The following is a 25,276-nucleotide window of genomic DNA, read 5'->3' as shown; positions in this document are numbered from 1 at the left end:
GATTTCCCTGAAATTAAACGTTTCAGTGGCGAGTTTCTGACGCCGCTTCCGTGCCGCCACCGGCAAACAGTTGCGCAACATCGCTGGCATCGAAGAAATAGCGCTCGTTACAGAACTGGCAATCGATCTCTACCGTTCCGCCGCACTCCTCGACCAGCGCCTTGGCATCCTGCTCGCCCAAACTGACCAGCGCATTGCCGGAACGTTCGCGCGAGCAACTGCATTTGAAGCGCAGCGGCTGGATGTCGAACAGGCGTACCGCGTCCTCGTGGTAAAGACGGTGCAGCAGGGTTTCGTTGTCTTCCGACCATTCTTCGGGCTTGAGCGTCTTGGCCAGGGCAATCACATGCTGCCAGCTGTCTTCACGTTCCTCATCGTCCGGCTGGCGGTCGCGTGGCAGTTGCTGCAGCAGCAGGCCACGGGCCTTGCCGCCTTCGGCATTGAGCCAGAAGCGGGTGTTGAGCTGCTGCGACTGCACGAAGTAGTTGGTGAAGCACTCCGACAGGTTGGCGCCGTCCAGGTCGACGGTGCCCTGGTAGCGCTGGCCTTTGATGGGGTCGATGGTCAGGGTCAGGTGGCCGCCGGGCATCAACTGCTCCAGGGTAGCGTCGGCCGGGATCTGCTCCGCTTCGTAGCGGGCCATGCCACGGATGTCACGCTCGCCCGAGCATTCGACCATCAGCAGCGGGATCGGACCTTCGGAGCGCGCCTGCAGAATCAGCAGGCCGTCGAACTTCAGCGCGCCCACCAGCAAGGCGGTGGCGGCCATCAGTTCGCCAAGCAGCGCCTGCACCGGCTGCGGGTAATCATGACGCGCCAGCACCGCGGCGTAGCTGTCATCGAGAGACACCCACTCGCCGCGCACATCGCGCTCGTCGAAGATGAAACGTTGGGTGAAATCGGTATCAGGCAAATCGCTCATAGGTTTTGGCTATCTGAAAAATGATGACAAAATGGTTACACGGGATTTCGAACTACTGCGCAATCCCGCGGTAGAACGCTCACAAGGCGCTCTGATTCCCGTTGGCAATAGAGGTATTTTATGGACAATCGACCACTGTTCCAAGCAAGGTGGTCCTGGGGGCCGTTGGCAGCCTGTACGCTGCTTCCCATCGCTCTACTGTGTTTCTGGTTATGGCCTATTGGCCAGATCCTGTGCCTGACTTTCGACGAGTGGCTATTCCACAGCCTGAACGCTCCCCTGGCCGACCACACGGCCTGGCGCTACATCTGGACCGTCGGCAGCCTGCGCCCCTTCGACATCGTCGTCGGCCTGATCCTTCTGACCGTACTGATCCGCGGCAACTGGGTGTTCAAGGCCAGCCAGGTTCGCGAAGCCTTCTTTGGCTTTATGGTCACGCTGCTCCTATTAGTGGTGATTCGCGCGCTGTTTTCCAAGTGGGTGGACGCAATGGGTTGGCAACACGACAGCCCATCGATGGTGTTCGACAACGTGGTACACCTCAGCAGCTACTACCCGAACCTGGAAAAAGCCTGGGAGCTGAAAGACCGTTCAAGCAACAGCTTCCCGGGCGATCATGCCTCGGTGCTGCTGATCTGGGCCTTGTTCATGAGCCTGTTCAGCCGCCGGCTTGTGCAGCATCTGGTGGTCTGGGGCCTGGCGTTCCTGTTCATGATGCCGCGGCTGGTGGCCGGAGCACATTGGGGACAGGACGACTACATCGGTGGCCTGCTGATGGCAGTGCTGGCGCTGGGCTGGAGCTGCCATACGCCGTTGGCAGCCAAGGGCAGTGCCTTGCTGCTGCGCTGGACCGCTCCGCTGTTTGCCTTGGCCAGGAAGTTACCGTTGGTCGGGCGATTGGCAGTAATCCGCTAGACCACTGGGGCTGCCTTGCGGCCCCAGCTATTCAAAGCTCCCGTGTAACTGGTGAATCTGCCGCCGCTGCTTCTTGTTCGGGCGGCCATCCGAAGTAACCCCCATCGCCCCCGCCTTGCGCATCTCGGCCGCCTGCTCGCGGCGGCGCACGCTGTCCTCGGTCTCTTCATACAACGTCTGCGCTTCTGGCGCCCCACGCCGCACCACCGACAACGCCTTGACCACGACCGTGCGCTCGTCGAACCCGGTACGCAGTACGAACTCATCGCCTACCCGCGGCTCCTTGCCCGGCTTGCAGCGCTCACCCCGGCAGTGCACCTTGCCGCTCTCGATGGCCGCCTTGGCCAGCGCACGGGTCTTGTAGAAGCGCGCCGCCCACAGCCACTTGTCCAGGCGGACCTTGTCGTCATCCTCGGCTTTTTGTGCCATCTCGTTTCCTCGAATTCTGTCTTTCATCGAACTGTACTACCGTAACTGACGGATGCAAAAAGTCCCCGCCGTGCTTACAGTTCACCACCTTATCCGCAGGGTGTGCTTCGTGAAGAAATTTGACCATCTGACAGTCATCGGCCTGCGCGAGTGGGTGGCCCTGCCCGACCTTGGCGTGGCAGGCCTGCGCGCCAAGATCGACACCGGTGCCAGCACCTCCAGCCTGCATGCCACCGAGGTCGAACCGTTCGAGCGTGACGGCCAACGCTGGGTACGCTTCACCGCCCACCTGGGTTCGGTGGTGCAACTGCGCCACCGCCGCTGTGAAGCTCCGCTGGTAACCATGAAGACCATCAAGAGCTCCAACGGCCAGGCACAGACCCGTTACGTGATCCGCACCACGCTGGCACTGGGCGATGCGGTCTGGGAAGTCGAATTCACCCTGGCCTGCCGCAAGAACATGCGCTATCGCCTGCTGCTGGGCTCCAAGGCGCTGATACATGGCCAGCTGGTGGTCAACCCCGGCTTGAAGTACGTACAAGACAAACCGGTCTATCCGGCCACCCTCTCCCCTGTCACAGGTGCTGCATGAAGATCGCTGTGCTGTCGCGCAATCCGCGTCTGTATTCCACCCGCCGTCTGGTCGAAGCCGGTACCCAGCGGGGCCATGAAATGGTGGTGATCGACACCCTGCGGGCCTACATGAACATCGCCAGCCACAAGCCGCAGATCCACTACCGCGGCAAACCGCTGGAAGGCTTCGATGCAGTGATCCCGCGCATCGGCGCCTCAGTGACCTTCTACGGCTGCGCGGTGCTGCGCCAGTTCGAGATGATGGGCGTATACCCGCTAAACGAATCGGTGGCCATCGCCCGCTCGCGCGACAAGCTGCGCTCGCTGCAGCTGCTGTCGCGGCGGGGTATCGGCCTGCCGATCACCGGTTTCGCCCACTCGCCGGATGACATCCCCGACCTGATCCAGATGGTCAATGGCGCACCACTGGTGATCAAGGTGCTGGAAGGCACCCAAGGCATCGGCGTCGTGCTGTGCGAGACCACCAAGGCAGCCGAGTCGGTGATTGAGGCATTCATGGGGCTGAAGCAGAACATCATGGTTCAGGAGTACATCAAGGAGGCCGGGGGTGCGGATATCCGCTGCTTCGTGGTGGGCGACAAGGTGATCGCCTCGATGAAGCGCCAGGCCAAGCCGGGGGAGTTCCGCTCCAACCTGCACCGCGGCGGGGTGGCCAGCCTGATCAAGATCACCCCTGAAGAGCGTATGACCGCCATTCGTGCCGCCAAGGTAATGGGGCTGAGCGTGGCGGGTGTGGATATCCTGCGCTCGAACCATGGGCCACTGGTGATGGAAGTGAACTCGTCGCCTGGGCTGGAAGGGATCGAAGTGACCACCGGCAAGAATGTGGCCGCGATGATCATCGAGCACCTCGAGAAGAATGGCGGGCCGAACCAGACCCGGACCAAGGGCAAGGGCTGAATCAAGCCTGTACCGGCCTCATTGCGGCTAAAACCGCTTCTACAGGGATTGCGCAATACCTGTAGCAACGGCTTTAGCCGCGATGAGGCCAGAGAACCTCAAACAGCATTGCGCGGCAACAACAGCCCCAATGGCAGCCTCACCCGCGCTTCGATCCCGCCACCGGAGCGATTACGCAACTCGACATTGCCGCCATGCTGCGCCGCGATCCGCTTGACGATGGCCAAGCCCAGCCCGGTCCCCTTGCCCCCGCGGGCACGGTCCCCACGAATGAACGGGTTGAAAATGGTTTCCAGCTCGGATTCGTCGATCCCGGTACCCCGGTCAAGCACGCTGAGCACCACATAGGGTGCGCTCTCGTCCCCCGACACATAGGCCGCCACCTCGACGCCCTTGCCAGCGTGATGCAAGGCATTGCCGATCAGGTTGCCGAGCATGCGCTTGAGCGAAACCCGACGCAGCGGGAATGGCGGAATGGGCTCCAGACACAGGCGCACGCGCTCTTCCGGCTGGTTATAAGGCGCCACCACCTCGCGCACCAGGTCGGCCAGGTCGACCTCCTCCACCGGCTCGTCCCGACCATCGCGGATGAACGCGAGGAACTGATCCAGAATCGCGTCCATGTCCTCGATATCGCGGACCATGTCGTCACTCAGCTCGTTGTCACTGTTCAACAACGACAACGACAGGCGCAGGCGCGTGAGCGGGGTCCGCAAGTCATGTGAAACCCCCGCCAGCATGAGTTCTCGCTCACGACCAGCCTGCTCGACATCTTCAGCCATCTGGTTGAAGGCCCGGTAAACCTCGGTCATCTCGCTGGGCGTGTCGCTGATCGGCAGGCGCACGCTGCGCCCCTGTCCCAGCTGCCGGGCGGCGAACACCAGGCGTTTCAATGGCTGGTTGAGCTGGCGCACGAAGATCCATGCCGAGGCAGTGGACAACAGGCCAATGGCCAGGAACCAGCCCAGCACGTTCCAGATCTTCTGCCCACGCAGCGGATGCGGGTACAACGGCACCTTCAGCCAGCCCGGGCCCAGGCTCGGTGCGTTCACCCACAAGGCGGGCGGCGCATGGATGCGCAGGCGCACTTCGGTATCTTCGCCCAGCTCGGCCTGCATCTGCCGCTGGTAGATCTCGCTGTAAGGCCAGTGCTGTTCGCCCTCCGGCACACCGGAACCGGTAACCCGGATCAGCCCGGCGGCTTCGGCGATCTTGTCGCGGTTTTCCTCATCCGCCGCCCAATAGGCGCGAAGGGTCAGCGCCACGCCGTGGCTGTACTGCCGATCGACCAGTACGTCCTCGTTCATCAGCAGGTAGACCAGCGTCAGTGCCTTGGAGAACAGGACAACGATCAACACCAGCCACAGGGTGCGGGCAAAGAAGCTTTGCGGGAACCAGAGCGGCGTTTTCATCGACGGCGAAGCATCATTTGCCAGCGTTTCCGTCTGGCACGAACACATAGCCGACGCCCCAGACCGTCTGGATGTAGCGTGGTTTGGACGGGTCCGGCTCGATCATGCGGCGCAGGCGCGAGATCTGCACGTCGATGGAGCGCTCGAGGGCATCCCACTCGCGGCCACGGGCCAGGTTCATCAGCTTGTCGCGGGTCAGCGGCTCGCGCGCATGCATCACCAGCGCCTTGAGCACGGCGAATTCGCCGGTGGTGAGCATGTGCACTTCGTCGCCACGCTTGAGCTCGCGGGTGGCCAGCGACAGCTCGTAGTCGCCGAAGGTGACCGACTCGTCCTCGCTGCCCGGGGCGCCCGGCACGCTCGGTGCCTGGCGGCGCAACACGGCCTTGACCCGCGCCATCAGCTCGTCCGGGTTGAACGGCTTGCCCAGGTAGTCGTCTGCGCCGAGTTCAAGGCCCTTGATGCGGCTGAGCTCGTCACCTTTGGCGGTGAGCATGATGATCGGGATCTGGTTGTTCGACTGGCGCAGGCGCTTGCAGGCGGACAGGCCGTCTTCGCCTGGCAGCATCAGGTCGAGCACCACCAGGTTGAACACCTCGCGCGCCAACAGGCGGTCCATCTGTTCGGTGTTGGGCACCGCACGGGCGCGGTAGCCCTTGCTGGTGAAGAAACGTTCCAGCAGGCTGCTCAGCCCCGGGTCGTCGTCGACGATGAGAATCTTGTCACCTTCAGCGGTGTTTGCGGTGCCGGTCATGAATAACTCCTCTGATATCGCCGCGCATTATGGCGTAGCCACTGCTGCACGTTGCGTGAGCATTGTTAGCAGATTTTTCCCCGGGCGCCAGTTTCGGCTGGCCGGGCGCCATCACCGCAAGCTGTTTGCGATGGGTATAATGCGCGGCTTTCATCCAGCGCCACCGGGCCCAAGGCCCACCGGCGACCCCCGTATTCACAAATGTCAGGTGGTTTACATGGACAGCATCAACAGCCGTATCGCCGAGGAACTGGGCGTACGCCCCCAGCAGGTCGAGGCGGCCGTGGGCCTGTTGGACGAAGGCTCGACCGTGCCTTTCATCGCCCGTTACCGCAAGGAAGTGACCGGTAGCCTCGACGACACCCAGCTGCGCCATCTGGAAGAGCGCCTGCGCTATCTGCGCGAGCTCGACGAGCGCCGTGCCAGCATCCTGTCCAGCATCGAGGAACAGGGCAAGCTGACTCCGGAACTGGCCCGCGAGATCAAGCTGGCCGACACCAAGACGCGTCTCGAAGACCTCTACCTGCCGTACAAGCAGAAGCGCCGCACCAAGGGCCAGATCGCCCTGGAAGCTGGCCTCGGCGAGCTGGCCGACGGCCTGTTCAACGACCCCGGCCTGGCGCCGGAAAGCGAAGCCGCGCGCTTCGTCGACGCCGAAAAGGGCGTGGCCGATGTCAAGGCCGCGCTGGAAGGCGCCAAGTACATCCTCATGGAGCGTTTCGCCGAAGACGCTGCCCTGCTCGACAAGCTGCGCAATTTCCTCAAGCAGGAAGCGGTGCTCAGCGCCCGCGTGGTGGCGGGCAAGGAAGAAGAGGGCGCGAAGTTCCGCGACTACTTCGCCCATGACGAGCTGCTGCGCACGGCCCCGTCGCACCGCGCCCTGGCGATTTTCCGCGGGCGCAACGAAGGCGTGCTGAGCGCCTCGCTCAAGGTCGGCGAAGAATTGCCCGGGACCCTGCACCCGTGCGAACTGATGATCGGCAACCACGTCGGCATCGAAAACCGCGGCCGCCCGGCCGACAAATGGTTGGCTGAGGTGGTGCGCTGGACCTGGAAGGTCAAGCTCTACACTCACCTGGAAACCGACCTGTTCGGCGAGCTGCGCGACAATGCCGAGAGCGAGGCGATCAACGTCTTCGCCCACAACCTGCACGACCTGCTGCTGGCCGCCCCGGCCGGCCCGCGCGCCACCTTGGGCTTCGACCCGGGCCTGCGCACCGGCTGCAAGATCGCCGTGGTCGATGCCACCGGCAAGCTGCTGGACCACACCACGGTCTACCCGCATGCCCCGAAGAACGACTGGGACCGCACCATTGCCATCATGGCCGCCTTGTGCGCCAAGCACTCGGTGGAGCTGATCGCCATCGGCAACGGCACCGCCAGCCGCGAGAGCGACAAGCTGGTGGCCGAACTGGTCAAGAAGTACCCAGCCCTGAAAATCACCAAGGTGATGGTCTCCGAAGCAGGTGCTTCGGTGTATTCGGCGTCTGAACTGGCCGCCCGGGAATTCCCGGACCTGGACGTGTCGATCCGTGGCGCCGTGTCGATCGCCCGCCGCCTGCAGGACCCGCTGGCCGAACTGGTGAAGATCGACCCGAAATCCATCGGGGTCGGCCAGTACCAGCACGACGTGTCGCAAATCAAGCTGGCCCGCGGCCTGGACGCGGTGGTCGAGGACTGCGTGAACGCCGTGGGGGTCGACGTCAACACCGCTTCGGTCGCGCTGCTCACCCGGATTTCGGGCCTGAACGCGACCCTGGCCCAGAACATCGTCGCCCACCGCGACGCCAACGGCCCGTTCGCCACCCGAGCGGCACTGAAAAAGGTCAGCCGCCTGGGCGAGAAGACCTTCGAGCAGGCCGCAGGCTTCCTGCGCGTGATGAACGGCGACAACCCGCTCGACGCTTCAGCCGTGCACCCTGAGGCCTACCCGCTGGTGCAGCGCATCGCCGCCGGCACCGACCGTGACATCCGCTCGCTGATTGGCGACAGCGCCTTCCTCAAGCGCCTGGACCCTAAGCAGTTCACCGACGAGACCTTCGGCCTGCCGACCGTCACCGACATCCTCCAGGAACTGGACAAACCTGGCCGCGACCCACGCCCGGAGTTCAAGACCGCCACCTTCCAGGACGGCGTCGAGGACCTCAAGGACCTGGAGCCGGGGATGATCCTCGAAGGCGTGGTGACCAACGTCACCAACTTCGGTGCCTTCGTCGACATCGGCGTGCACCAGGACGGCCTGGTGCATATCTCGGCGCTGTCGGAGAAGTTCGTCAAGGACCCGCGTGAAGCGGTCAAGGCCGGTGACGTGGTCAAGGTCAAGGTCATGGAGGTCGACATCCCGCGCAAGCGCGTCGGCCTGTCCATGCGCATGAGCGACACCCCGGGCGAGAAAGTCGACGGCAACCGTGGCGGCAGCCGGGGCAATGGCGGCAACCGCCAGCAGCAGGCGCCACGCCAGCGTGAGACCGCCACCGCAGCCCCGGCCAACAACGCCATGGCCGCCCTGTTCGCCAACGCCAAGCAACTGAAGAAGAAGTGATGGACATCCCCAAGGAAGTGGTCCAAAGCGCTTACAGCCAGCTCCTGGGCTGCCGCGTGCAACGTCTGGATACAGGCGTTGCCGAAGTGGCCCTGGCGCTCGAGCCGCACCTGCGCAACCGTGGCCAGAAGCTGCACGGCGGGGCGATCTTCAGCCTGGTGGACATCGCCATGGGCCTGGCCTGCTCGGCCAGCCACGGTTTCGACCAGCAGAGCGTGACCATCGAATGCAAGATCAACTACCTGCGCGCGGTCAGCGACGGTGAAGTGCTGTGCACCGCCCGTGTGCTGCACGCCGGGCGCCGTACCCTGGTGGTCGACGCCGACGTAGTTCAAGGCGACAAACTGGTGGCGAAAGCGCAAGGAACCTTCGCGGTTCTCTAGCTCACCAAGGGCTATCTGCGGTATTTTTCGGCAGTGCGCTGGCACTGCCGGAACCGCGTAAACCAGGCGACAACGCCAGTTCCTTTCTTCCTACCCTTGTAGACCGTCAGCTCTACCCCCATATTGGGGCGACTGACGCGTGAAGGAATACATCTTGAGCGACCTCCTCAACCGCCGCCTGAGCCTGCTCGGCGCCAATCTCCCCCTGCTCAAGCAGTGCCTGCACGGTATTGAGCGCGAATGCCTGCGCGTGACCGACGAAGGTCGCCTGGCCCAGACCCCGCACCCCGAGGCACTGGGCTCGGCGCTGACCAACGAGCAGATCACCACCGACTATTCCGAGTCGCTGCTCGAGTTCATCACACCGGCGCTGGCCGACCCGGCCGAGGTGCTCGAAAGCCTCGAACAGACCCACCGCTTCGTCTACAGCAAGCTTCGCGACGAGTATTTGTGGAGTCCGTCGATGCCTTGCACGTTACCGGCCGAGGAGGATATCCCGATCGCCGAGTACGGCACGTCGAACATCGGCAAGCTCAAGCACGTCTACCGCAAGGGCCTGGCCCTGCGCTACGGCCGCACCATGCAGTGCATCGCCGGCATTCATTACAATTTCTCCCTGCCGGAAGCGCTGTGGCCACTGCTGCGTGATGCCGAAGGCGGTGAGGAAAGCGATCGCGACTACCAGTCCTCGGCGTACATTGCGCTGATCCGCAACTTCCGCCGCTACAGTTGGCTGCTGATGTACCTGTTCGGCGCCTCGCCAGCACTGGACAAGGGCTTCCTGCGCGGCCGCCCGCACCAGCTCGAAGAACTCGACGCCGAAACCCTGTACCTGCCTTATGCCACCAGCCTGCGCATGAGCGACCTGGGCTACCAGAGCAACGCCCAGGCCGGCCTCACGCCCTGCTACAACAACCTTGCCAGCTACACCGACAGCCTGCGCAAGGCCGTTGGCACGCCCTACCCGCCTTACGTCGAGGTCGGTACGCACGTCGATGGCGAATGGGTGCAACTGAATACCAACATCCTGCAGATCGAGAACGAGTACTACTCGAACATCCGCCCGAAACGCGTCACCTACACCGGCGAGCGGCCGATCCAGGCCCTGACCTCGCGCGGCGTGCAGTATGTCGAAGTGCGCTGCCTGGACATCAACCCCTTCCTGCCGGTGGGCATCGACCTTACCGAAGCGCGCTTCCTCGACGCGTTCCTGCTGTTCTGCGCCCTTGAAGAAAGCCCGCAACTGGACAACGGTGAGTGCGGTCAGTGCACCAGCAACTTCCTCAACGTGGTCAAGGAAGGCCGTCGTCCGGGCCTGGAACTGCATCGCAATGGCCAGCCTGTCGGCCTGCGCGAATGGGCCACCGAACTGATCGGCCGTATTGGCCAGCTGGCAGAATTGCTCGACCGCGCCCAGGGTGGCGACGACCACGCCAAGGCCCTGGCCGCCCAGCAGGCCAAGGTCGATGACGCCTCGCTGACCCCGTCGGCCCAGGTGCTGGCGCGCATGACCGAGCACGACGAAACCTTCATCCAGTTCTCCCTGCGCCAGAGCCGCCTGCACGCACAGACCTTCCGCGAGCAGCCGCTGTCAGTCGAGCAGCAACAGGCCTTCGAGACGTTGGCCCATGAGTCGCTTGCCAGGCAGTCCGAGCTGGAGCAGGAGGAAGTCGGCGACTTCGACCTGTTCGTCGGCGCCTACCAGGCCAGCATCCTGGCAATCAGCAACTGATGAACCGCAGCACCGTCCAGCGCAAGCCCCGCGCCAGCAGCCAGGCCAGGATCGACGCGATCCTGGCAGCCGCGCGCGAGCTGCTGGCTGAACAAGGGGTGGCGGCGCTGTCGATCTACAGCGTGGCCGAGCGGGCGCAGATTCCGCCGTCGTCGGTGTATCACTTCTTCGCCAGCGTCCCGGCCTTGCTGGAGGCGCTGACCGCCGATGTGCACCGGGCCTTTCGCGAGGCATTGAGTGCGCCAATCGACAGCAGCGCGTTTGCCACGTGGCATGAGCTGTCGCGATTGATCGAACAACGCATGCTCGACATCTACAACGAGGATGCCGCAGCGCGGCAGTTGATCCTGGCCCAGCACGGCCTCAGTGAAGTGGTGCAGGCCGATCGGCAACACGACATGGAACTGGGCGAGCTGATGCAAAAGCTGTTCGGCCAGCATTTTCATCTGCCGCCGATGCCGACGGATGTGGATGTGTTCGCCTTGGCGATGGAACTGAGCGACCGGGTGTATGCGCGGTCGGTGCAGCTGCATGAGGCAATCACCCCGCGCATGGCCGAAGAGGGCAAGCGGGTATTCGAGGCGTATCTGGGGCTTTATCTGCCGCCGTTTCTGGCCAAGCGTTCGAACTGAGATGTTGGAGCCGCATTAGCGCCCATTCGCGGGTAAACCCGCTCCCACAGGGACCGCGCAAACTCCGAATCTTGCGCAGTACCTGTGGGAGCGGGTTTACCCGCGAAGGGCTGCAACGCAGCCCCTGTCACGCGCTGCATCACAGCTTGGCGATGGACACTTCAGTCGACTTCACGAAGGCAATCACTTCGCTGCCCACCTGCAGCTCCAGCTCGCGCACGGAGCGGGTGGTGATCACCGAGGTGACGACGCCCGAGGCAGTCTGCACGTCGATTTCGGACAGTACCGGGCCTTCGAGGATTTCTTTCACGGTGCCTTTGAACTGGTTACGGACGTTGATCGCTTTGATGGTCATGGCTTGATTCCTTCTCTTTGGCTTCAGTGCGCCCAACGCAGTTGCGTGGGCAAAGGGGCTACAGGGTCCGGCTCGGGCGGAGTACCCGGAACCGACAGAACACGGTTGAGCACTTCGCTTTCCAGCGCGGCCAGGCGGTGAGAACCACGCGCCCTTGGCCTGGCCAGGTCAACGGTAAGGTCGAGGCCGACTTCACCGTCTTCGATCAGGATCACCCGATCCGCGACGGCCACCGCCTCATTGACGTCGTGGGTCACCAGCAGCACGGTAAAACCGTGCTGACGCCACAGGCGTTCGATCAGTTGCTGCATCTCGATGCGGGTCAGTGCATCCAGCGCGCCCAGCGGCTCATCCAGCAGCAGCAGGCGCGGTTGGTGGATCAGGGCCCGGGCCAGGGCCACACGCTGCTTCTGGCCACCGGACAACGCTGCCGGCCATTCGTTGGCGCGATCAGCCAGGCCGACCGCCTCCAGCGCATCCAGAGCGCGCTGGCGCCAGTTGCCGCTGAGCCCCAGGCCAACGTTGTCGATCACCTTCTTCCAGGGCAGCAGGCGCGCCTCCTGGAACATCAGCCGGGTTTCCTCGCGGGCTTCGCTGAGCGGGGCGGCTCCGGCCAGCAACTGGCCGGAAGTCGGCTGGTCGAGACCGGCCAGCAAGCGCAGCAAGGTGCTCTTGCCGCAACCGCTGCGACCGACGATGGCCACGAACTGCCCGGCCGGGATATGCAGGTCGATACCTTTCAACACTTCCCGCTGGCCGAAGGCCTTGCGCAGGCCGTTGGCGGCCAGCGGGATACCACGCAGCAGGCGTGGCGGCTGTTCTTTGAGCACGGTCATGCGCCCTCCTTCTTCGCCACCTGGTAGGCCGGGTGCCAGCGCAGCCACACCCGTTCCAGGCCGCGGGCAGCAAGGTCGGCGAGCTTGCCGAGCACGGCGTACAGGACGATGGCCAGCACCACGACGTCGGTCTGCAGGAATTCACGGGCATTCATGGCCAGGTAACCGATGCCGGAGCTGGCCGAAATGGTCTCGGCGACGATCAGCGTCAGCCACATGAAGCCCAGGGCGAAGCGCACACCGACCAGGATCGAGGGCAGCGCACCGGGCAGGATCACCTGGCGGAACAGGCCGAAGCCGGACAAGCCATAGCTGCGTGCCATTTCCACCAGTGCCGGGTCGACATTGCGGATGCCGTGGTAGGTGTTCAGGTAGATCGGGAACAGTGTGCCGAGCGCGACCAGGAAGATCTTCGCCGACTCATCGATACCGAACCACAGGATCACCAGGGGGATCAGCGCCAGGTGCGGCACGTTGCGGATCATCTGCACCGAGCTGTCGAGCAGGCGTTCGCCCCAGTTCGACAGGCCGGTGATGAAGCCCAGCACCAGGCCGATGCTGCCGCCGATCACGAAGCCCAGCCCGGCCCGCCAGCCGCTGATCGCCAGGTGAGTCCAGATTTCACCGCTGCGCACCAGCTCGACACCCGCACTGACCACCGCGCTCGGCGCAGGCAGGATACGGGTCGACAGCCAGCCGGCGCTGACCGCCAGCTGCCAGGCTGCCAGCAGCAGCACCGGCAGTGCCCACGGGGCCAGGCGCTGGCTCAGGGTGGTGGAAGTTTTGCGACTCATGGCCCGGCCCTCAGCTCTGCGCGACGGACTTGGGCAGGATGTCGTTGGCGACCATTTCACCGAACGGGCTCACGTAACCGCCCGCCTTGGCCTGCTCCGGGCGTTGCACATCGAGGTGCGGGAACAGCAGTTCGGCAACCCGATACGACTCTTCCAGGTGGGGGTAGCCGGAGAAGATGAAGGTATCGATGCCCAGTTCGGCGTACTCCTTGACCCGTGCGGCCACGGTCGGGCCATCGCCGACCAGCGCGGTACCCGCACCGCCACGCACCAGGCCGACACCGGCCCAGAGGTTGGGGCTGACCTCGAGATTGTCGCGGTTGCCCTTGTGCAAGGCCGCCATGCGCTGCTGGCCGACCGAGTCGAAACGGGCCAGCGAGGCCTGGGCACGGGCGATGGTGTCGTCGTCCAGGTGCGAGATCAGCTTGTCTGCGGCAGCCCAGGCTTCTTCGTTGGTTTCACGCACGATCACGTGCAGGCGAATGCCGAAGCGGACTTCGCGGCCCTGCGCAGCGGCCTTTTCACGCACCTGGGCGATTTTCTCGGCGACGGCGCTTGGCGGCTCGCCCCAGGTCAGGTACAGCTCGACCTGTTCGGCGGCGAGGTCCTGGGCAGCTTCCGAAGAGCCACCGAAGTACAGCGGCGGGCGCGGCTGCTGAATCGGCGGATAGAGCAGTTTGGCGCCCTTCACCTGGATGTGCTTGCCGTCGTAGTCGACGGTTTCGCCTTCCAGCACCTTGCGCCAGATGCGGGTGAACTCGACCGAGGCTTCGTAGCGCTCCTCGTGGTTCAGGTGCAGGCCATCGCCGGCCAGTTCATCCGGGTCGCCGCCGGTCACCAGGTTGAACAGCGCACGGCCGTTGGAAAGCCGATCGAGGGTAGCGGCCTGCCGTGCGGCCACGGTCGGCGAAATGATGCCTGGGCGCAGGGCCACGAGGAACTTCAGGCGCTGGGTCACCGGAATCAGCGACGCCGCCACCAGCCAGGAGTCCTCGCAGGACCGCCCGGTAGGGATCAGCACCCCACCAAAACCGAGGCGGTCGGCGGCTTGGGCGATTTGTTGCAGGTAGCCGTGATCGACTGCGCGGGCGCCGTCGGAGGTGCCCAGGTACTTGCCGTCACCGTGGGTAGGGAGGAACCAGAAAATGTTAAGGCTCATTGGAGTTGTCTCCTCAAGGGTGGCGCAGGCCAGGGCGGCGCCCCGGCGCAGGCGAATCAATCAAGGCGCAGTGGCGACCTTGGCCGGGGGTGTCCAGATCACGTCCTTGATGCTCAGCGGCTTGGGAATCAGCTTGAGCGCCTGGAAGGTGTCGGCAATCTTCTGTTGTGCGGCCACCACTTGCGGGGTGAGCGGCTGAGCACCGTAGCCCTGGCGTTTAACCGAGGTCAGGGTGATATCGGCGGGCAGGCCAAGCAGTGGCGCGACCTGATCGGTGACTTCCTGCGGGTTGGCCTGGGACCATTGGCCCACCGCGCGTACCTCGTCGATCAGGGTGCTGATCACCGCCGGGTGCTGGTTGGCGTAGGTGCGGGTAGCCAGGTAGAACTGGTGGTTGTCGACCAGGCCCTTGCCGTCACGCAGGGTACGGGCCTGCAACTGTTGCTCGGCGGCCGCCTGGTAGGGGTCCCAGATCACCCAGGCATCGACGCTGCCGCGTTCGAAAGCGGCGCGGGCATCGGCAGGCGGCAGGTAGACGGGCTGGATGTCGCTGTAATTGAGGCCAGCGTCCTGCAGGGCACGGACCAACAGATAGTGAACGTTGGAGCCTTTGTTGAGGGCGACTTTCTTGCCTTTGAGCTCCTTCACCGACTGGATCGGCGAGCCCTTCGGCACGAGGATGGCTTCGCTGTGCGGCGCTGGTGGCTCGTAGGCCACGTAGAGCAGATCGGCGCCAGCGGCCTGGGCGAATACCGGCGGCGTCTCGCCAGTGACGCCGAAGTCGATGGAACCGACGTTCAGCCCTTCGAGCAGCTGCGGGCCACCGGGGAACTCGGTCCACTGCACTTGCACGCCCTGCTCGGCCAGGCGCTTCTCCAGCGTGCCCTTGGCCTTGAGCAACACCAGGGTGCCGTATTTCTGATAACCGATACGCAGGCTCTCGGCCTGGGCTTGGGTGATGGCGCCGAAGGACACAGCCGCCGCAAACAGGGCGACCAGACCACGACGCAAGAAGACTGTGCGCATGGCGCTCTCCTGTGCGAGTTGGGTTCGGGTTGCACCTGCTTGCCTCGTTGACGGGCGAGTAAGGTGGTGGAGCGAATGGCTAGGCCGGTCAGTGGTGCCGGCGTTGCCTGATGTTCTGTTGGAGTGACATTACCAGCCTGCTCATATATCTAGAAATCATATTTTTTCATTTGTTTATTCTTTTTCTATCTTTACGTCGAGACGTTTTCAGCGCCAGTGAGATCGAGCGCCGCGCGCGCGGCGCTCGATCTCACTGGCGCTACAAATGCCACGGCAAACACAAAAAAAGGGCCGTCGAAACGGCCCGAAAATCCCTGCTATGGCTAAGAGCAATGCAACGAGGAATTCATCAACGGTCAGGTTGCGGAGTCAGCCGCAGATACGGTTTCACCGCCCGATACCCTTTCGGGAAGCGCTGCTTGATCTCGTCTTCGTCCTTCAGTGAAGGCACGATCACCACCTCGTCGCCGTCCTGCCAGTTACCTGGTGTGGCGACCTTGTGGTTGTCGGTGAGCTGCAGCGAGTCGATCACCCGCAGGATCTCGTTGAAGTTGCGCCCGGTACTGGCCGGATAGGTAATGGTCAGGCGCACCTTCTTGTTCGGGTCGATGACGAACAGCGAGCGCACGGTGAGGGTGTCGCTGGCGTTGGGGTGGATCAGGTCGTACAGGTCGGAGACCTTGCGGTCGGCGTCGGCGATGATCGGGAAGTTGACCACGGTGTTCTGGGTCTCGTTGATGTCCTCGATCCACTTGTGGTGCGACTCGACCGGGTCGACCGACAGGGCGATGGCCTTCACGCCGCGCTTGGCGAAGTCTTCCTTGAGCTTGGCGGTCAGGCCCAGTTCGGTGGTGCACACCGGGGTGAAGTCCGCCGGGTGGGAGAACAGCACACCCCAGCTGTTGCCCAGCCATTCGTGAAAGCGGATCTTGCCTTCGCTGGATTCCTGCTCGAAGTCCGGGGCGATGTCGCCGAGTTTGAGGCTCATGGGGTGCGGCTCCTGTGCTGTGTTCTGGCGTGTGGGTTCAATGTGCCTGCATTCGATGAGAAATAAAAAGAATAAATAATGATTTATTTATAACCTTTGAGCATACGAAAGCGCGGACATAAAAAAGCCTCGCACTAGGCGAGGCTTTCTGTGTGGCTACGGCTTACAGGAAGCTGTAAGTGTAGTTCACGATGAAGCGAGCCTGATCCTGGTCGGCGCTGGCTTCGTTGCTACCGCCACGGTAGACGCCTTGACGCAGGCTGAAGCCCAGGCCTTTGAGGGTGCCTTCCTGAATGGTGTAGTCAACGCGTGCGTCACGTTCCCACTCGTTGTAGGTGCCATGGCCGCTCTTGTAACGAATGTCGTCACCGCGCAGGTAGGCAATCGAAGCCTTCAGGCCCGGAATGCCCAGCGAAGCGAAGTCGTAGGAGTACTGGCCGAAGTTGGTGTTCTCACCGGCACGGGCGAACTGGTTGATCATGCTGTCGGTGAACAGGTAGAAGCTGGAGCCACCGGCACCTTCGGAAGTGCCACTGTCGTTCACCAGGTTGCCTTGGTTCAGCCAGACGAAGCCACCATCATCGCTAACCTGCTGACGGCCGACCATGAACGCGTGGCCACCCAGGGTGTAGGTGAACATGGCGGACCAGGTCTTGTTGTCGACCTCGCCAGTGTTCTTGGCGTAGCCACCGTTGTTGTTGAAGTTGTAAGTGCTGTCGTTGCCGTTTTTACCGTCGCTGCTGCTGTCGAAATAGCGCAGGTCGGTCTTGAACGACTGGTTGTCAGCGATTTTGAAGACGTGGGTCGCACCGAGGAAGTGCTGCTTGTAGAAGTCTTCCAGGTTCGAGTAGTAGTACTGCAGGGTCAGGTCTGGAGTGAGCTTGTAGTCCAGGCCACCGAAGCGGAACTTGTTGCTTTCTGCAGTGGCGCCAGCAACGGACAGACCGGTACGGTTGCTCGAAGCACGACCCATGGCGTGGGTCAGCTGACCGGCGTTAATGGTCAGGTTGTCGATTTCTTTCGACTGGATGGTGCCACCCTCGAAGGTCTGTGGCAGCAGACGACCATCGTTGGAGACCAGGATCGGCAGGTTCGGTGCCAGGGCGCTACCGAAGTGAGCTTCGGTCTTGGAGAAGCGAGCCTTGGCATTGGCGCCGAAGCGAGCCCACTGGGCAGCTGCGCCCTTGCCGTCATCAGGGAAGAAACCGGATTTGTGGTAACCCTCACCACCATCCAGGTGGATACCCCACAGCGCCTGGGCGTCAACACCGAAGCCAACGGTACCCGGGGTGAAACCCGAGATATAGTCGAGCTTGAAGCCCTGACCCGATTCGCGTTGGTCCGGACGCTCGAAGTTGGTGGAGCGGCTGGCGTGCGCTTCACGGTTGTCGTTGTTGAAGTACATGGTGCGCGAGCTGAGCGACAGTTTGCTGTCTTCAACGAAACCGGCGGCACCTGCTGCTTGGGCGAAAACCCCCACTGCCACGGCCAGAGCCAGGCTGGACTTGTACATGTTTTGCTCCTCTACGTTCTAATTCTTGTGTATCTCTGGCGGCAGGATCTGTTGCCCTGCTCAACCGTGGATGGGCGATTAGCCCCAAAGCGTGACCATTTAGTCAATCGTTTCTAAACATTTCTCGACTTTGGTCTAAGACGCCCCTGCGCTACAGGATAATGACAATCCTATAAATCCAAAATGACCGTTTTATGAATTTGTAAGATTTTTAAGGAATATCGTAGGAACCTTTACTGCGAAAAGTTGTATCGGCGATGTCAATCATACCTTTAGGTTATTTGCAAACGTTTGCCGACCAGTAGCCGATTCCTCACCCTCACGAAGGGAAAAGAGGTTAGCAGCGGATCACTGTTTCGCCAGCCGCCCGTTCTCAGCTGTGGCCAGCGTTAAAGCATTTGGCTCCTAAGCTAATTCTAAAAAGTTATTTATTTTTGATTTCTTAGATCATCTAGTCTTCTCGCCATCCACTACATGCATTGCCTGACGAGAGGTTCACCATGATCCCGCACGCTCCGCTGCGCCTGTTCGCCGCCCTGACCCTCGCCAGCACCAGCTGGTTGGCCCAGGCCGCCGACCTGACCGTTGCCTACCAGACCACTGTCGACCCGGCCAAAGTGGCCCAGGTCGATGGCAATTATGAAAAAGCCAGCAAGGCCAGCATCGACTGGCGCAAGTTCGATAACGGCGCCGACGTGATCACCGCCGTCGCCAGCGGCGATGTGCAGATCGGTTATCTCGGTTCCAGCCCATTGGCTGCCGCCGCCACCCGCAAACTGCCGGTCGAAACCTTCCTCATCGCCACCCAGATCGGTGCCGGCGAGGCCCTGGTCGCCCGTGACAGCATCAAGACTCCACAAGACCTGATCGGCAAGAAAGTCGCCGTGCCGTTCGTCTCCACCGGCCACTACAGCCTGCTGGCCGCGCTCAAAAGCTGGAACATCGACCCGTCCAAGGTGCAGATCCTCAACCTGGCACCACCGGCGATCATCGCGGCCTGGAAGCGCGGCGACATCGACGCGACCTACGTCTGGGACCCGGCACTCGGTGTCGCCAAGGAAAACGGCAAGGTGCTGATCACCTCGGGCGAACTGGCCCAGAAAGGCGCACCGACCTTCGATGCCTGGATCGTGCGCAAGGACTTTGCCGACAAGCACCCTGACGTGGTCAAGGCGTTCGCCAAGGTCACCCTCGACGCCTACGCCGACTACCGCAAGGACCCGAAAGCCTGGCTGGCCGACAAAGGCAACATCGACAAGCTGGCCAAGCTGTCCGGTGCCAAGCCCAGCGACATTCCGGTGCTGCTGCAAGGCAACGTCTACCCATTGGCCGCTGACCAGGCCAGCGCCCTGGGCGCGCCGACCACCAAGGCGCTGACCGATACCGCCACCTTCCTCAAGCAACAAGGCAAAGTCGAAGCCGTGTTGCCCGACTATTCGCCGTACGTCAGCGACAAATTCCTTCCAAACTGATCCGGAGCCTGCCATGGCCTTGCTCGAACTGGAGCGCATCAGCGCACAGTACCCCGGCACTACCGCCCCGGTGCTGGCCGACATCAACCTGAGCCTTGGGCCACGCCAGCTGCTGGTGGCCCTGGGGCCATCCGGCAGTGGCAAGACCTCGCTGCTCAACCTGATCGCCGGCTTCGTTACCCCGAGCAGCGGGCGCATCAGCCTCGACGGCGTACCCGTGCAAGGCCCGGGTGCCGAGCGTGGCGTGGTGTTCCAGGATGATGCCCTGCTGCCATGGCAGAACGTGCTGGGCAACGTCGCTTTCGGCCTGGAACTGGCCGGAGTGCCGCGCGCCCAGCGTGAGGCCAAGGCCCGCGAGATGCTGGCGTTGGTCGACCTCGACGGCTTCGGCGAACGGCGCATCTGGCAACTGTCCGGTGGCCAGAAACAGCGCGTGGGCCTGGCCCGGGCGCTGGCCGCCGACCCGCGGGTACTGCTGATGGACGAACCGTTCGGCGCCCTCGACGCCTTTACCCGCGAACAGATGCAGGAACTGCTGCTGCAAGTCTGGCAGCGCACCGCCAAACCGGTGTTCCTGATCACCCATGACATCGAGGAAGCGGTGTTCCTGGCCAGCGAACTGGTATTGCTGGCGCCCAACCCCGGCCGCGTGGTCGAGCGCCTGCAACTGGACTTCGGCCAGCGCTACGCGGCTGGCGAGTCGGCCCGGGCGATCAAGTCCGACCCACGCTTCATCGAAACCCGCGAGCACGTCCTTGCCCGCGTGTTCTCCCAACGCCAAAGCCTGCAGGAGCGCGCATGAGCAGCCTGGATCTGCCGGTCGCCGGCAAACGCGACACTCAAACCCGGTCTGCCCCCCAGGCGCGCCGCCCATTGTCCACCCGCTGGATCAGTACCCTGACCCTGGTCAGCTTGCTGTTCGCCTGGTGGCTGGTGACGGCCGCCGGCTGGATCGAGCCGCTGTTCCTGCCCTCGCCCGGCGACATCCTGACCAAGGCCTGGGCCCTGCTCACCCAAGGCTACATGGACGCCAGCCTGTGGCAGCACCTGGGCGCCAGCCTGGGCCGTATCGGCCTGGCCCTGGTCGCCGCGACCCTGACCGCGATCCCGGTCGGCATTGCCATCGGCTACAACCGTGTGGCCCGTGGCATCCTCGACCCGCTGATCGAGTTCTACCGGCCCATCCCGCCGCTGGCCTACCTGCCGCTGATCGTCATCTGGTGCGGCATCGGTGAGCTGTCCAAGGTGCTGCTGATCTACCTGGCGATCTTCGCCCCGATCGCCATCGCCACCGCTACCGGCGTGCGTACCGTCGACCCGGCCAAGCTGCGGGCGGCACAGTCGCTGGGCGCGAGCCGGGCGCAGCTGATTCGCCACGTGATCCTGCCCAGCGCCCTGCCCGACATCCTCACCGGCATCCGCATCGGTTTGGGGGTCGGCTGGTCGACTTTGGTCGCCGCTGAGCTGATCGCTGCCACCAGCGGCCTGGGTTTCATGGTGCAGTCGGCGGCGCAGTTTCTGGTCACCGACGTGGTGGTGCTGGGCATCCTGCTGATCGCCCTGATCGCCTTCGCCCTGGAGATGGGCCTGCGCGCCCTGCAACGCAAGCTGGTGCCCTGGCACGGGCAGAGCCACTGAATTCCTGTTGACCACGCCAGCACCCTGGCGCCCGATTGAAGAGACCGACATGAGCCTGACCATTACCCCCCTCAGCCCGGCGCTCGGCGCACAGATCAGCGGCGTGGACATCAGCCGCGACATCAGCGCCGAACAACGCGATGCCATCGAGCAGGCGCTGCTCCAGCATCAGGTGCTGTTCTTCCGCGACCAGCCGCTCAACCCGGAGCAACAGGCGCGTTTCGCCGCCCGCTTCGGCGACCTGCATATCCACCCGATCTACCCCAACGTGCCAGAGACGCCGCAGGTGCTGATCCTCGACACGGCCGTCACCGACGTGCGTGACAACGCCGTGTGGCACACCGACGTGACCTTCCTGCCGACCCCGGCACTGGGCGCGGTGCTTAGCGCCAAGCAATTGCCGGCCTATGGCGGCGACACCTTGTGGGCCAGCGGCATCGCAGCGTTCGATGCCTTGTCGGCGCCGCTGCGCGAGATGCTCGATGGCCTGACCGCCACCCATGACTTTACCAAGTCGTTCCCCCTGGAGCGTTTTGGTACCACGGCCGAGGACCTGGCGCGCTGGGAGGCGACCCGGCGCAACAACCCGCCGCTGTCGCACCCGGTGGTGCGCACGCATCCGGTGAGCGGGCGCAAGGCGTTGTTCGTCAATGAAGGGTTCACCACGCGCATCAATGAGCTGAGCGAACTGGAGAGCGAAGCACTGTTGAAGCTGCTGTTCGCCCATGCGACGCGGCCGGAGTTCAGCATTCGCTGGCGCTGGCAGGAGAATGACGTGGCGTTCTGGGACAACCGCGTGACCCAGCATTTTGCGGTGGATGACTACCGGCCCAATCGGCGGGTAATGCACCGGGCGACCATCCTGGGGGATGCACCGTTCTGAGACTTCCTGCTCCGGCCTCTTCGCGGGCTCGCCCGCGAAGAGGCCGGTACAGGTATCAGCGGACCAGATGCAGGAACTGCATGTGCCGTTCGTACTGGTCGAGGATGTCGTTGATGATCTGCTCCTTGCTGTAGCCCACCAGGTCGTAGTTCTGGCTGCCTTCGCTCAGGTGCACTTCGGCCCGGTAGTAACGGCGGTTCTTCAACTCCTGCGTGCCCAGCCCACCCAGTGCGAACGACGGGGTGAAGTAGCCACGCATCTGCACCTGGTAGATGAACGGCTGCTCCTCGCCATGGCCTACCTTCAGGCTGACGTTGTCATGGCTCGGGTCATCCTGGGTCACCAGCACCAGGCCCTTCTGCTCGAATACCTCACGCACATCGGCAATCGCCGGGCGCACCACGTCGTCCATGAAGCGATACACCTCGTCCCGCGACGGGAAGTGCACGGCCTGGCTCAGGCGTTGGCGCCAGCCACCGCGGCCACGGCGTGACTGGGCGAAGGGTGCCAGCGAGTGCATCTGCGCGATCTGCCGCTGGCCCTCCAGGTAGAAAGCCTTGTGCAGCCCCCACATCATGCACAGCAAGATCAGCGAGAACGGCAGCGAGGTCAGCACCACTGCCGACTTCAGCGAATCGATGCTGCCGGCGAACAGCAGGCCGCTGGTGATCAGCGCCGTCATCGCGCCCCAGAAGATGCGCAGCCAGTTCGGCCCGTCTTCGTCGGCACCGCCGCCCTTGGCGGACAAGGTCGACAGCACCACCGTGCCGGAGTCGGCCGAGGTGACGAAGAACACGAAACTGATGAACACCGTCACGGCGATGACGACCTTGCTCCACGGGTAGCTTTCCAGCAGCAGGTACAGGCTCATCGACGGGTTGTCCAACGCCGACTGGCCGAGCGCGGTCATGCCATGGTTGATCACCTGGTCCAGCGCGCTGTTGCCGAAGATCGACATCCACGCCAGGGTAAAGCCCAGCGGAATCAGCAACACGCCGAAGACGAACTCACGGATGGTGCGGCCACGCGAGATGCGCGCAATGAACAAGCCCACGAACGGTGCCCAGGCGATCCACCAGGCCCAGTAGAACACCGTCCAGCCACCCAGCCAGTCACGTTGCTCACCATAGGCATACACATCGAAGCTCTTGCGCGGCAAGGCGCCGAGGTAATCGCCCAGGTTCTGGATCAGGGTATTGAACAGGTGCTGGGTAGGCCCGGCGAACAGCACGAACAGCAGCAGCGCGCAGGCCAGGAACAGGTTGATGTCGCTCATCACCCGCACGCCCTTTTCCACCCCCGCCACGGCGACCGCGACTGCCGCGCCCATCATCAGCGCGATGAGGATCACCTGTACCCATTGGCTATGACTGATGCCGAACAGGTAGTCGAGGCCGGCGTTCAGGTGCAGCACACCGAACCCCATGTCGGCGCCCAGGCCGAATACCGTGGCGATGATGCCGAACCCATCCACGGCATAGCCGATCGGGCCGTTGATGCGCTTGCCGATCAACGGATACAGGGCCGAACGCAACGCCAGTGGCAGGTTGTGCCGGTAGGCAAAGTAGGCCAGCGCCATGCCGACGAAGGCGAACACGCCCCAGCCATGCAGGCCCCAGTGCAGGAACAGGATTTCCATCGCCTGGCGCCCGGCCTCGGCCGTGCCGCCTTCGCCCTGGGGCGGGCTGAGCATGTGGGTCAGCGGTTCGGATACGCAGAAGAAGAACAGCGTGATGCTGATACCGGCGGCGAACAGCATGCCGGCCCAGGACAGGTAACTGAACTCGGGTTCGTCATGGTCGGCACCGAGCTTGATCTTGCCGTAGCCAGACAAGGCGGTGACCACCACGAACACCAGGTACAGGGTCATGGCCAGCATGTAGTACCAGCCGACCGTGTTGGCCGCCCAGTTCTGCGCCGCCAGCAGCCACTCGCCGGCAGCCTGCGGGAAGGCTATGACCACCAGCCCGAAGAGAAGAATGAAAGTCGCCGCGAAGTAGAACACCGGCGGGTTCATGCGGATCTTGCCAGAGGCAAGGGATGGGGACGGTGCACTCATGAGACAGGCACCTCGTCGATCGACGTGAGGTTCGGAATGAACGGGTTCAGCAAAGGAATCCTCCTGTTGAACACCGGCAGCGGACCAGCGTTTTTCATTGAACAAGCGTTCAAGTTAAACATGGATCGGCTTTCAAAGCGAACCGGGGCGCCGATTGGCGCCCCTTGTAACTCAGTTCTTGTCCTGGCAATCCAGCTGCAGGTTGGCCTGGGTGATGTTGCTTTCGGCCGGCACGCTGCGCGTCAGCCACACGTTGCCACCAATGGTCGAGCCCTTGCCGATGGTAATCCGCCCCAGGATCGTCGCCCCGGCATAGATCACCACGTCGTCCTCGACGATCGGGTGGCGCGCCAGGCCCTTGTGCAGCGTACCCGACTCATCGCTCGGGAAGCGCTTGGCACCCAGGGTTACCGCCTGATAGATACGCACCCGCTCACCAATGATCGCGGTCTCGCCAATCACCACACCGGTACCGTGGTCGATGAAGAAGCTCTTGCCGATCTGCGCACCGGGGTGAATATCGATGCCGGTGGCCGAATGCGCCAGTTCCGAACTGATCCGCGCCAGCAGCGGCAATCCGGCCTGGTAAAGGTGGTGAGCCAGGCGGTGATGGATGATCGCCAGGATCCCCGGATAGCACAGCAGAACCTCATCCACACTGCGCGCGGCCGGGTCGCCGTGATACGCCGCCAGCACATCGGTATCGAGCAGCACGCGCAGCCCCGGCAGGGCCGCCGCGAAGTCCTGAATCAGGCGCAGGGCGTGGGCATCGACGCCCTCCAGCTCCGTCTTGCTCTGGCGGGCGGCGTAACGCAGTTCCAGCCGCGCCTGGGCCAGCAACGCGGTCAGCGCCGCGTCGAGGGTATGGCCAACATAGAAATCCTCGCTCTCTTCGCGCAGGTCGACCGGGCCCAGACGCATCGGGAACAGCGCCCCGCACAGCTGTTCCAGAATCTGCCGCATGGCCTCGCGCGACGGCAGCTCGCGCCCGCCCTGCTCGCCGCTGCTGCGGCCGTTGCGGCTACGCCATTGTTCGCGGGCGCCGCGCAAGCCACTGACGATGCTGTGCAGTTGCCAGTGCCCAGATGATGGTTGTTCGCTCACGGTGTTCTCCTGCCCAGGGTGGCCAATCTGTCGTTATGCAATCCACTCTACGGCAATCCGCCTCTTGGAAAAAACAACGCTTTATTCCATCCTGCGCTAAGTCAGGCATAAGCCGCGATGACGGTGCCAGCATCCTGGCCTACCCTCAAAGCAGTCAAAACCCGGCACAGATCAAAATAGATATAACAAAATAAGTTTTTATTATTTCCTGACCTATAAAGCCAACTCTATAGT

The 25,276-nt window shown here is 63.2% G+C and carries 24 protein-coding genes; 11 read left to right on the top strand and 13 right to left on the bottom strand.

From position 1 onward, the window contains the following. Positions 1-22: 22 nt before the first annotated feature. On the bottom strand, positions 23-922 hold the full coding sequence (gene hslO / locus L6D64_RS12160) for an Hsp33 family molecular chaperone HslO (protein WP_054885908.1): 900 nt from the start codon (positions 920-922) through the stop codon (positions 23-25). A 120-nt stretch (positions 923-1,042) separates the two neighbouring features. Here hslO and L6D64_RS12155 point away from each other — a divergent pair, with 120 nt between their 5' ends. Then, positions 1,043-1,837, top strand: coding sequence for a phosphatase PAP2 family protein (locus tag L6D64_RS12155; protein WP_176509121.1), 795 nt, complete (start codon positions 1,043-1,045; stop codon positions 1,835-1,837). Positions 1,838-1,864: 27 nt separating this feature from the next. Here the strand turns inward: L6D64_RS12155 and L6D64_RS12150 are convergent, their stop codons facing one another. Next, positions 1,865-2,266, bottom strand: coding sequence for an RNA-binding S4 domain-containing protein (locus tag L6D64_RS12150; RefSeq protein ID WP_054885910.1), 402 nt, complete (start codon positions 2,264-2,266; stop codon positions 1,865-1,867). A gap of 109 nt (positions 2,267-2,375) precedes the next feature. Here L6D64_RS12150 and rimB point away from each other — a divergent pair, with 109 nt between their 5' ends. Continuing rightward, on the top strand, positions 2,376-2,858 hold the full coding sequence (gene rimB / locus L6D64_RS12145) for a retropepsin-like aspartic endopeptidase RimB (RefSeq protein ID WP_282441590.1): 483 nt from the start codon (positions 2,376-2,378) through the stop codon (positions 2,856-2,858). Continuing rightward, positions 2,855-3,760, top strand: coding sequence for a 30S ribosomal protein S6--L-glutamate ligase (gene rimK, locus L6D64_RS12140; RefSeq protein ID WP_013970455.1), 906 nt, complete (start codon positions 2,855-2,857; stop codon positions 3,758-3,760). Before rimB ends, rimK begins: the two co-directional genes overlap by 4 nt. Positions 3,761-3,858: 98 nt before the next feature. Here the strand turns inward: rimK and L6D64_RS12135 are convergent, their stop codons facing one another. Together L6D64_RS12135 and ompR are read right to left on the bottom strand one after the other, a co-directional pair. Beyond that, positions 3,859-5,172, bottom strand: a complete 1,314-nt coding sequence (locus L6D64_RS12135) for an ATP-binding protein (RefSeq protein ID WP_099813846.1) — start codon at positions 5,170-5,172, stop codon at positions 3,859-3,861. Between the two features lie 13 nt (positions 5,173-5,185). Further along, the gene (ompR, locus tag L6D64_RS12130) at positions 5,186-5,926 is read right to left on the bottom strand and encodes an osmolarity response regulator transcription factor OmpR (protein WP_085273867.1); all 741 of its coding nucleotides are present in this window, start codon (positions 5,924-5,926) and stop codon (positions 5,186-5,188) included. A 217-nt stretch (positions 5,927-6,143) separates the two neighbouring features. Between ompR and L6D64_RS12125 the strand changes: the two genes are divergently transcribed. From L6D64_RS12125 to L6D64_RS12110, 4 genes are all read left to right on the top strand, one after another. Beyond that, positions 6,144-8,468, top strand: coding sequence for a Tex family protein (locus L6D64_RS12125; RefSeq protein ID WP_176509122.1), 2,325 nt, complete (start codon positions 6,144-6,146; stop codon positions 8,466-8,468). Then, positions 8,468-8,851, top strand: coding sequence for a PaaI family thioesterase (locus tag L6D64_RS12120; RefSeq protein ID WP_176509123.1), 384 nt, complete (start codon positions 8,468-8,470; stop codon positions 8,849-8,851). Before L6D64_RS12125 ends, L6D64_RS12120 begins: the two co-directional genes overlap by 1 nt. A 154-nt stretch (positions 8,852-9,005) precedes the next feature. After that, a complete protein-coding gene (gene gshA / locus L6D64_RS12115; protein WP_176509124.1) occupies positions 9,006-10,583 on the top strand; it encodes a glutamate--cysteine ligase in 1,578 nt (525 codons plus the stop codon). Then, positions 10,583-11,215 (top strand): TetR/AcrR family transcriptional regulator, encoded by a 633-nt coding sequence (locus L6D64_RS12110; RefSeq protein WP_176509125.1) that lies wholly within the window; start codon positions 10,583-10,585, stop codon positions 11,213-11,215. The genes gshA and L6D64_RS12110 overlap by 1 nt, the downstream gene beginning before the upstream one ends. A gap of 139 nt (positions 11,216-11,354) precedes the next feature. Here the strand turns inward: L6D64_RS12110 and L6D64_RS12105 are convergent, their stop codons facing one another. The 7 genes from L6D64_RS12105 to L6D64_RS12075 form a co-directional block, all read right to left on the bottom strand. Beyond that, positions 11,355-11,570 (bottom strand): TOBE domain-containing protein, encoded by a 216-nt coding sequence (locus tag L6D64_RS12105; protein WP_027595183.1) that lies wholly within the window; start codon positions 11,568-11,570, stop codon positions 11,355-11,357. A 23-nt stretch (positions 11,571-11,593) separates the two neighbouring features. Further along, the gene (ssuB, locus tag L6D64_RS12100) at positions 11,594-12,406 is read right to left on the bottom strand and encodes an aliphatic sulfonates ABC transporter ATP-binding protein (protein WP_176509126.1); all 813 of its coding nucleotides are present in this window, start codon (positions 12,404-12,406) and stop codon (positions 11,594-11,596) included. Then, positions 12,403-13,200, bottom strand: a complete 798-nt coding sequence (gene ssuC, locus L6D64_RS12095; protein ID WP_176509127.1) for an aliphatic sulfonate ABC transporter permease SsuC — start codon at positions 13,198-13,200, stop codon at positions 12,403-12,405. The genes ssuB and ssuC overlap by 4 nt, the downstream gene beginning before the upstream one ends. A gap of 10 nt (positions 13,201-13,210) precedes the next feature. Next, a complete protein-coding gene (gene ssuD / locus L6D64_RS12090; protein WP_176509128.1) occupies positions 13,211-14,359 on the bottom strand; it encodes an FMNH2-dependent alkanesulfonate monooxygenase in 1,149 nt (382 codons plus the stop codon). Positions 14,360-14,419: 60 nt separating this feature from the next. Continuing rightward, positions 14,420-15,385 carry a sulfonate ABC transporter substrate-binding protein gene (locus tag L6D64_RS12085; RefSeq protein WP_176509129.1) on the bottom strand — a complete coding sequence of 322 codons (966 nt, stop codon included), beginning with the start codon at positions 15,383-15,385 and terminating at the stop codon, positions 14,420-14,422. Between the two features lie 349 nt (positions 15,386-15,734). Further along, positions 15,735-16,373, bottom strand: a complete 639-nt coding sequence (locus tag L6D64_RS12080; RefSeq protein WP_176509130.1) for a peroxiredoxin — start codon at positions 16,371-16,373, stop codon at positions 15,735-15,737. Between the two features lie 163 nt (positions 16,374-16,536). After that, positions 16,537-17,886: an OprD family outer membrane porin gene (locus tag L6D64_RS12075; RefSeq protein WP_176509131.1), complete on the bottom strand. Its 1,350-nt coding sequence runs from the start codon at positions 17,884-17,886 to the stop codon at positions 16,537-16,539. 500 nt (positions 17,887-18,386) lie between these two features. Here L6D64_RS12075 and tauA point away from each other — a divergent pair, with 500 nt between their 5' ends. From tauA to tauD, 4 genes are read left to right on the top strand one after another with little or no spacing between them, the layout of a single operon-like run. Further along, entirely contained in the window at positions 18,387-19,358 is a 972-nt protein-coding gene (tauA, locus tag L6D64_RS12070) for a taurine ABC transporter substrate-binding protein (RefSeq protein WP_176509132.1), read from the top strand. A 13-nt stretch (positions 19,359-19,371) separates the two neighbouring features. Continuing rightward, positions 19,372-20,160 carry a taurine ABC transporter ATP-binding subunit gene (tauB, locus tag L6D64_RS12065; protein WP_176509133.1) on the top strand — a complete coding sequence of 263 codons (789 nt, stop codon included), beginning with the start codon at positions 19,372-19,374 and terminating at the stop codon, positions 20,158-20,160. Continuing rightward, positions 20,157-20,996 (top strand): taurine ABC transporter permease TauC, encoded by an 840-nt coding sequence (tauC, locus tag L6D64_RS12060; protein WP_176509134.1) that lies wholly within the window; start codon positions 20,157-20,159, stop codon positions 20,994-20,996. Before tauB ends, tauC begins: the two co-directional genes overlap by 4 nt. Before the next feature lie 49 nt (positions 20,997-21,045). Beyond that, on the top strand, positions 21,046-21,879 hold the full coding sequence (gene tauD, locus L6D64_RS12055) for a taurine dioxygenase (protein WP_176509135.1): 834 nt from the start codon (positions 21,046-21,048) through the stop codon (positions 21,877-21,879). Positions 21,880-21,934: 55 nt separating this feature from the next. Here the strand turns inward: tauD and betT are convergent, their stop codons facing one another. Together betT and epsC are read right to left on the bottom strand one after the other, a co-directional pair. After that, positions 21,935-23,896, bottom strand: coding sequence for a choline transporter BetT (betT, locus tag L6D64_RS12050; RefSeq protein WP_176509206.1), 1,962 nt, complete (start codon positions 23,894-23,896; stop codon positions 21,935-21,937). A gap of 213 nt (positions 23,897-24,109) precedes the next feature. After that, complete coding sequence (gene epsC, locus L6D64_RS12045) at positions 24,110-25,042, bottom strand: serine O-acetyltransferase EpsC (protein WP_176509136.1); 933 nt, start codon at positions 25,040-25,042, stop codon at positions 24,110-24,112. Between the last annotated feature and the right edge of the window lie 234 nt (positions 25,043-25,276).

This window comes from Pseudomonas urethralis (assembly GCF_021602465.1).
In the GTDB taxonomy this organism is placed as follows: Bacteria; Pseudomonadota; Gammaproteobacteria; order Pseudomonadales; family Pseudomonadaceae; genus Aquipseudomonas; species Aquipseudomonas vlassakiae.
Note: the sequence above shows the minus strand (reverse complement) of the source record. Positions and strands in the feature narration are given on the sequence as shown.

Bases quoted from the DNA above. Each gene is read 5' to 3' on its own strand.
- hslO (WP_054885908.1), bottom strand. From the start codon at position 922: ATGAGCGATTTGCCTGATACCGATTTCACCCAACGTTTCATCTTCGAC.
- L6D64_RS12155 (WP_176509121.1), top strand. From the start codon at position 1,043: ATGGACAATCGACCACTGTTCCAAGCAAGGTGGTCCTGGGGGCCGTTG.
- L6D64_RS12150 (WP_054885910.1), bottom strand. From the start codon at position 2,266: ATGGCACAAAAAGCCGAGGATGACGACAAGGTCCGCCTGGACAAGTGG.
- rimK (WP_013970455.1), top strand. From the start codon at position 2,855: ATGAAGATCGCTGTGCTGTCGCGCAATCCGCGTCTGTATTCCACCCGC.
- L6D64_RS12135 (WP_099813846.1), bottom strand. From the start codon at position 5,172: ATGAAAACGCCGCTCTGGTTCCCGCAAAGCTTCTTTGCCCGCACCCTG.
- ompR (WP_085273867.1), bottom strand. From the start codon at position 5,926: ATGACCGGCACCGCAAACACCGCTGAAGGTGACAAGATTCTCATCGTC.
- L6D64_RS12125 (WP_176509122.1), top strand. From the start codon at position 6,144: ATGGACAGCATCAACAGCCGTATCGCCGAGGAACTGGGCGTACGCCCC.
- L6D64_RS12120 (WP_176509123.1), top strand. From the start codon at position 8,468: ATGGACATCCCCAAGGAAGTGGTCCAAAGCGCTTACAGCCAGCTCCTG.
- L6D64_RS12110 (WP_176509125.1), top strand. From the start codon at position 10,583: ATGAACCGCAGCACCGTCCAGCGCAAGCCCCGCGCCAGCAGCCAGGCC.
- L6D64_RS12105 (WP_027595183.1), bottom strand. From the start codon at position 11,570: ATGACCATCAAAGCGATCAACGTCCGTAACCAGTTCAAAGGCACCGTG.
- ssuB (WP_176509126.1), bottom strand. From the start codon at position 12,406: ATGACCGTGCTCAAAGAACAGCCGCCACGCCTGCTGCGTGGTATCCCG.
- ssuC (WP_176509127.1), bottom strand. From the start codon at position 13,200: ATGAGTCGCAAAACTTCCACCACCCTGAGCCAGCGCCTGGCCCCGTGG.
- ssuD (WP_176509128.1), bottom strand. From the start codon at position 14,359: ATGAGCCTTAACATTTTCTGGTTCCTCCCTACCCACGGTGACGGCAAG.
- L6D64_RS12085 (WP_176509129.1), bottom strand. From the start codon at position 15,385: ATGCGCACAGTCTTCTTGCGTCGTGGTCTGGTCGCCCTGTTTGCGGCG.
- L6D64_RS12080 (WP_176509130.1), bottom strand. From the start codon at position 16,373: ATGAGCCTCAAACTCGGCGACATCGCCCCGGACTTCGAGCAGGAATCC.
- L6D64_RS12075 (WP_176509131.1), bottom strand. From the start codon at position 17,886: ATGTACAAGTCCAGCCTGGCTCTGGCCGTGGCAGTGGGGGTTTTCGCC.
- tauA (WP_176509132.1), top strand. From the start codon at position 18,387: ATGATCCCGCACGCTCCGCTGCGCCTGTTCGCCGCCCTGACCCTCGCC.
- tauB (WP_176509133.1), top strand. From the start codon at position 19,372: ATGGCCTTGCTCGAACTGGAGCGCATCAGCGCACAGTACCCCGGCACT.
- tauC (WP_176509134.1), top strand. From the start codon at position 20,157: ATGAGCAGCCTGGATCTGCCGGTCGCCGGCAAACGCGACACTCAAACC.
- tauD (WP_176509135.1), top strand. From the start codon at position 21,046: ATGAGCCTGACCATTACCCCCCTCAGCCCGGCGCTCGGCGCACAGATC.
- betT (WP_176509206.1), bottom strand. From the start codon at position 23,896: ATGAACCCGCCGGTGTTCTACTTCGCGGCGACTTTCATTCTTCTCTTC.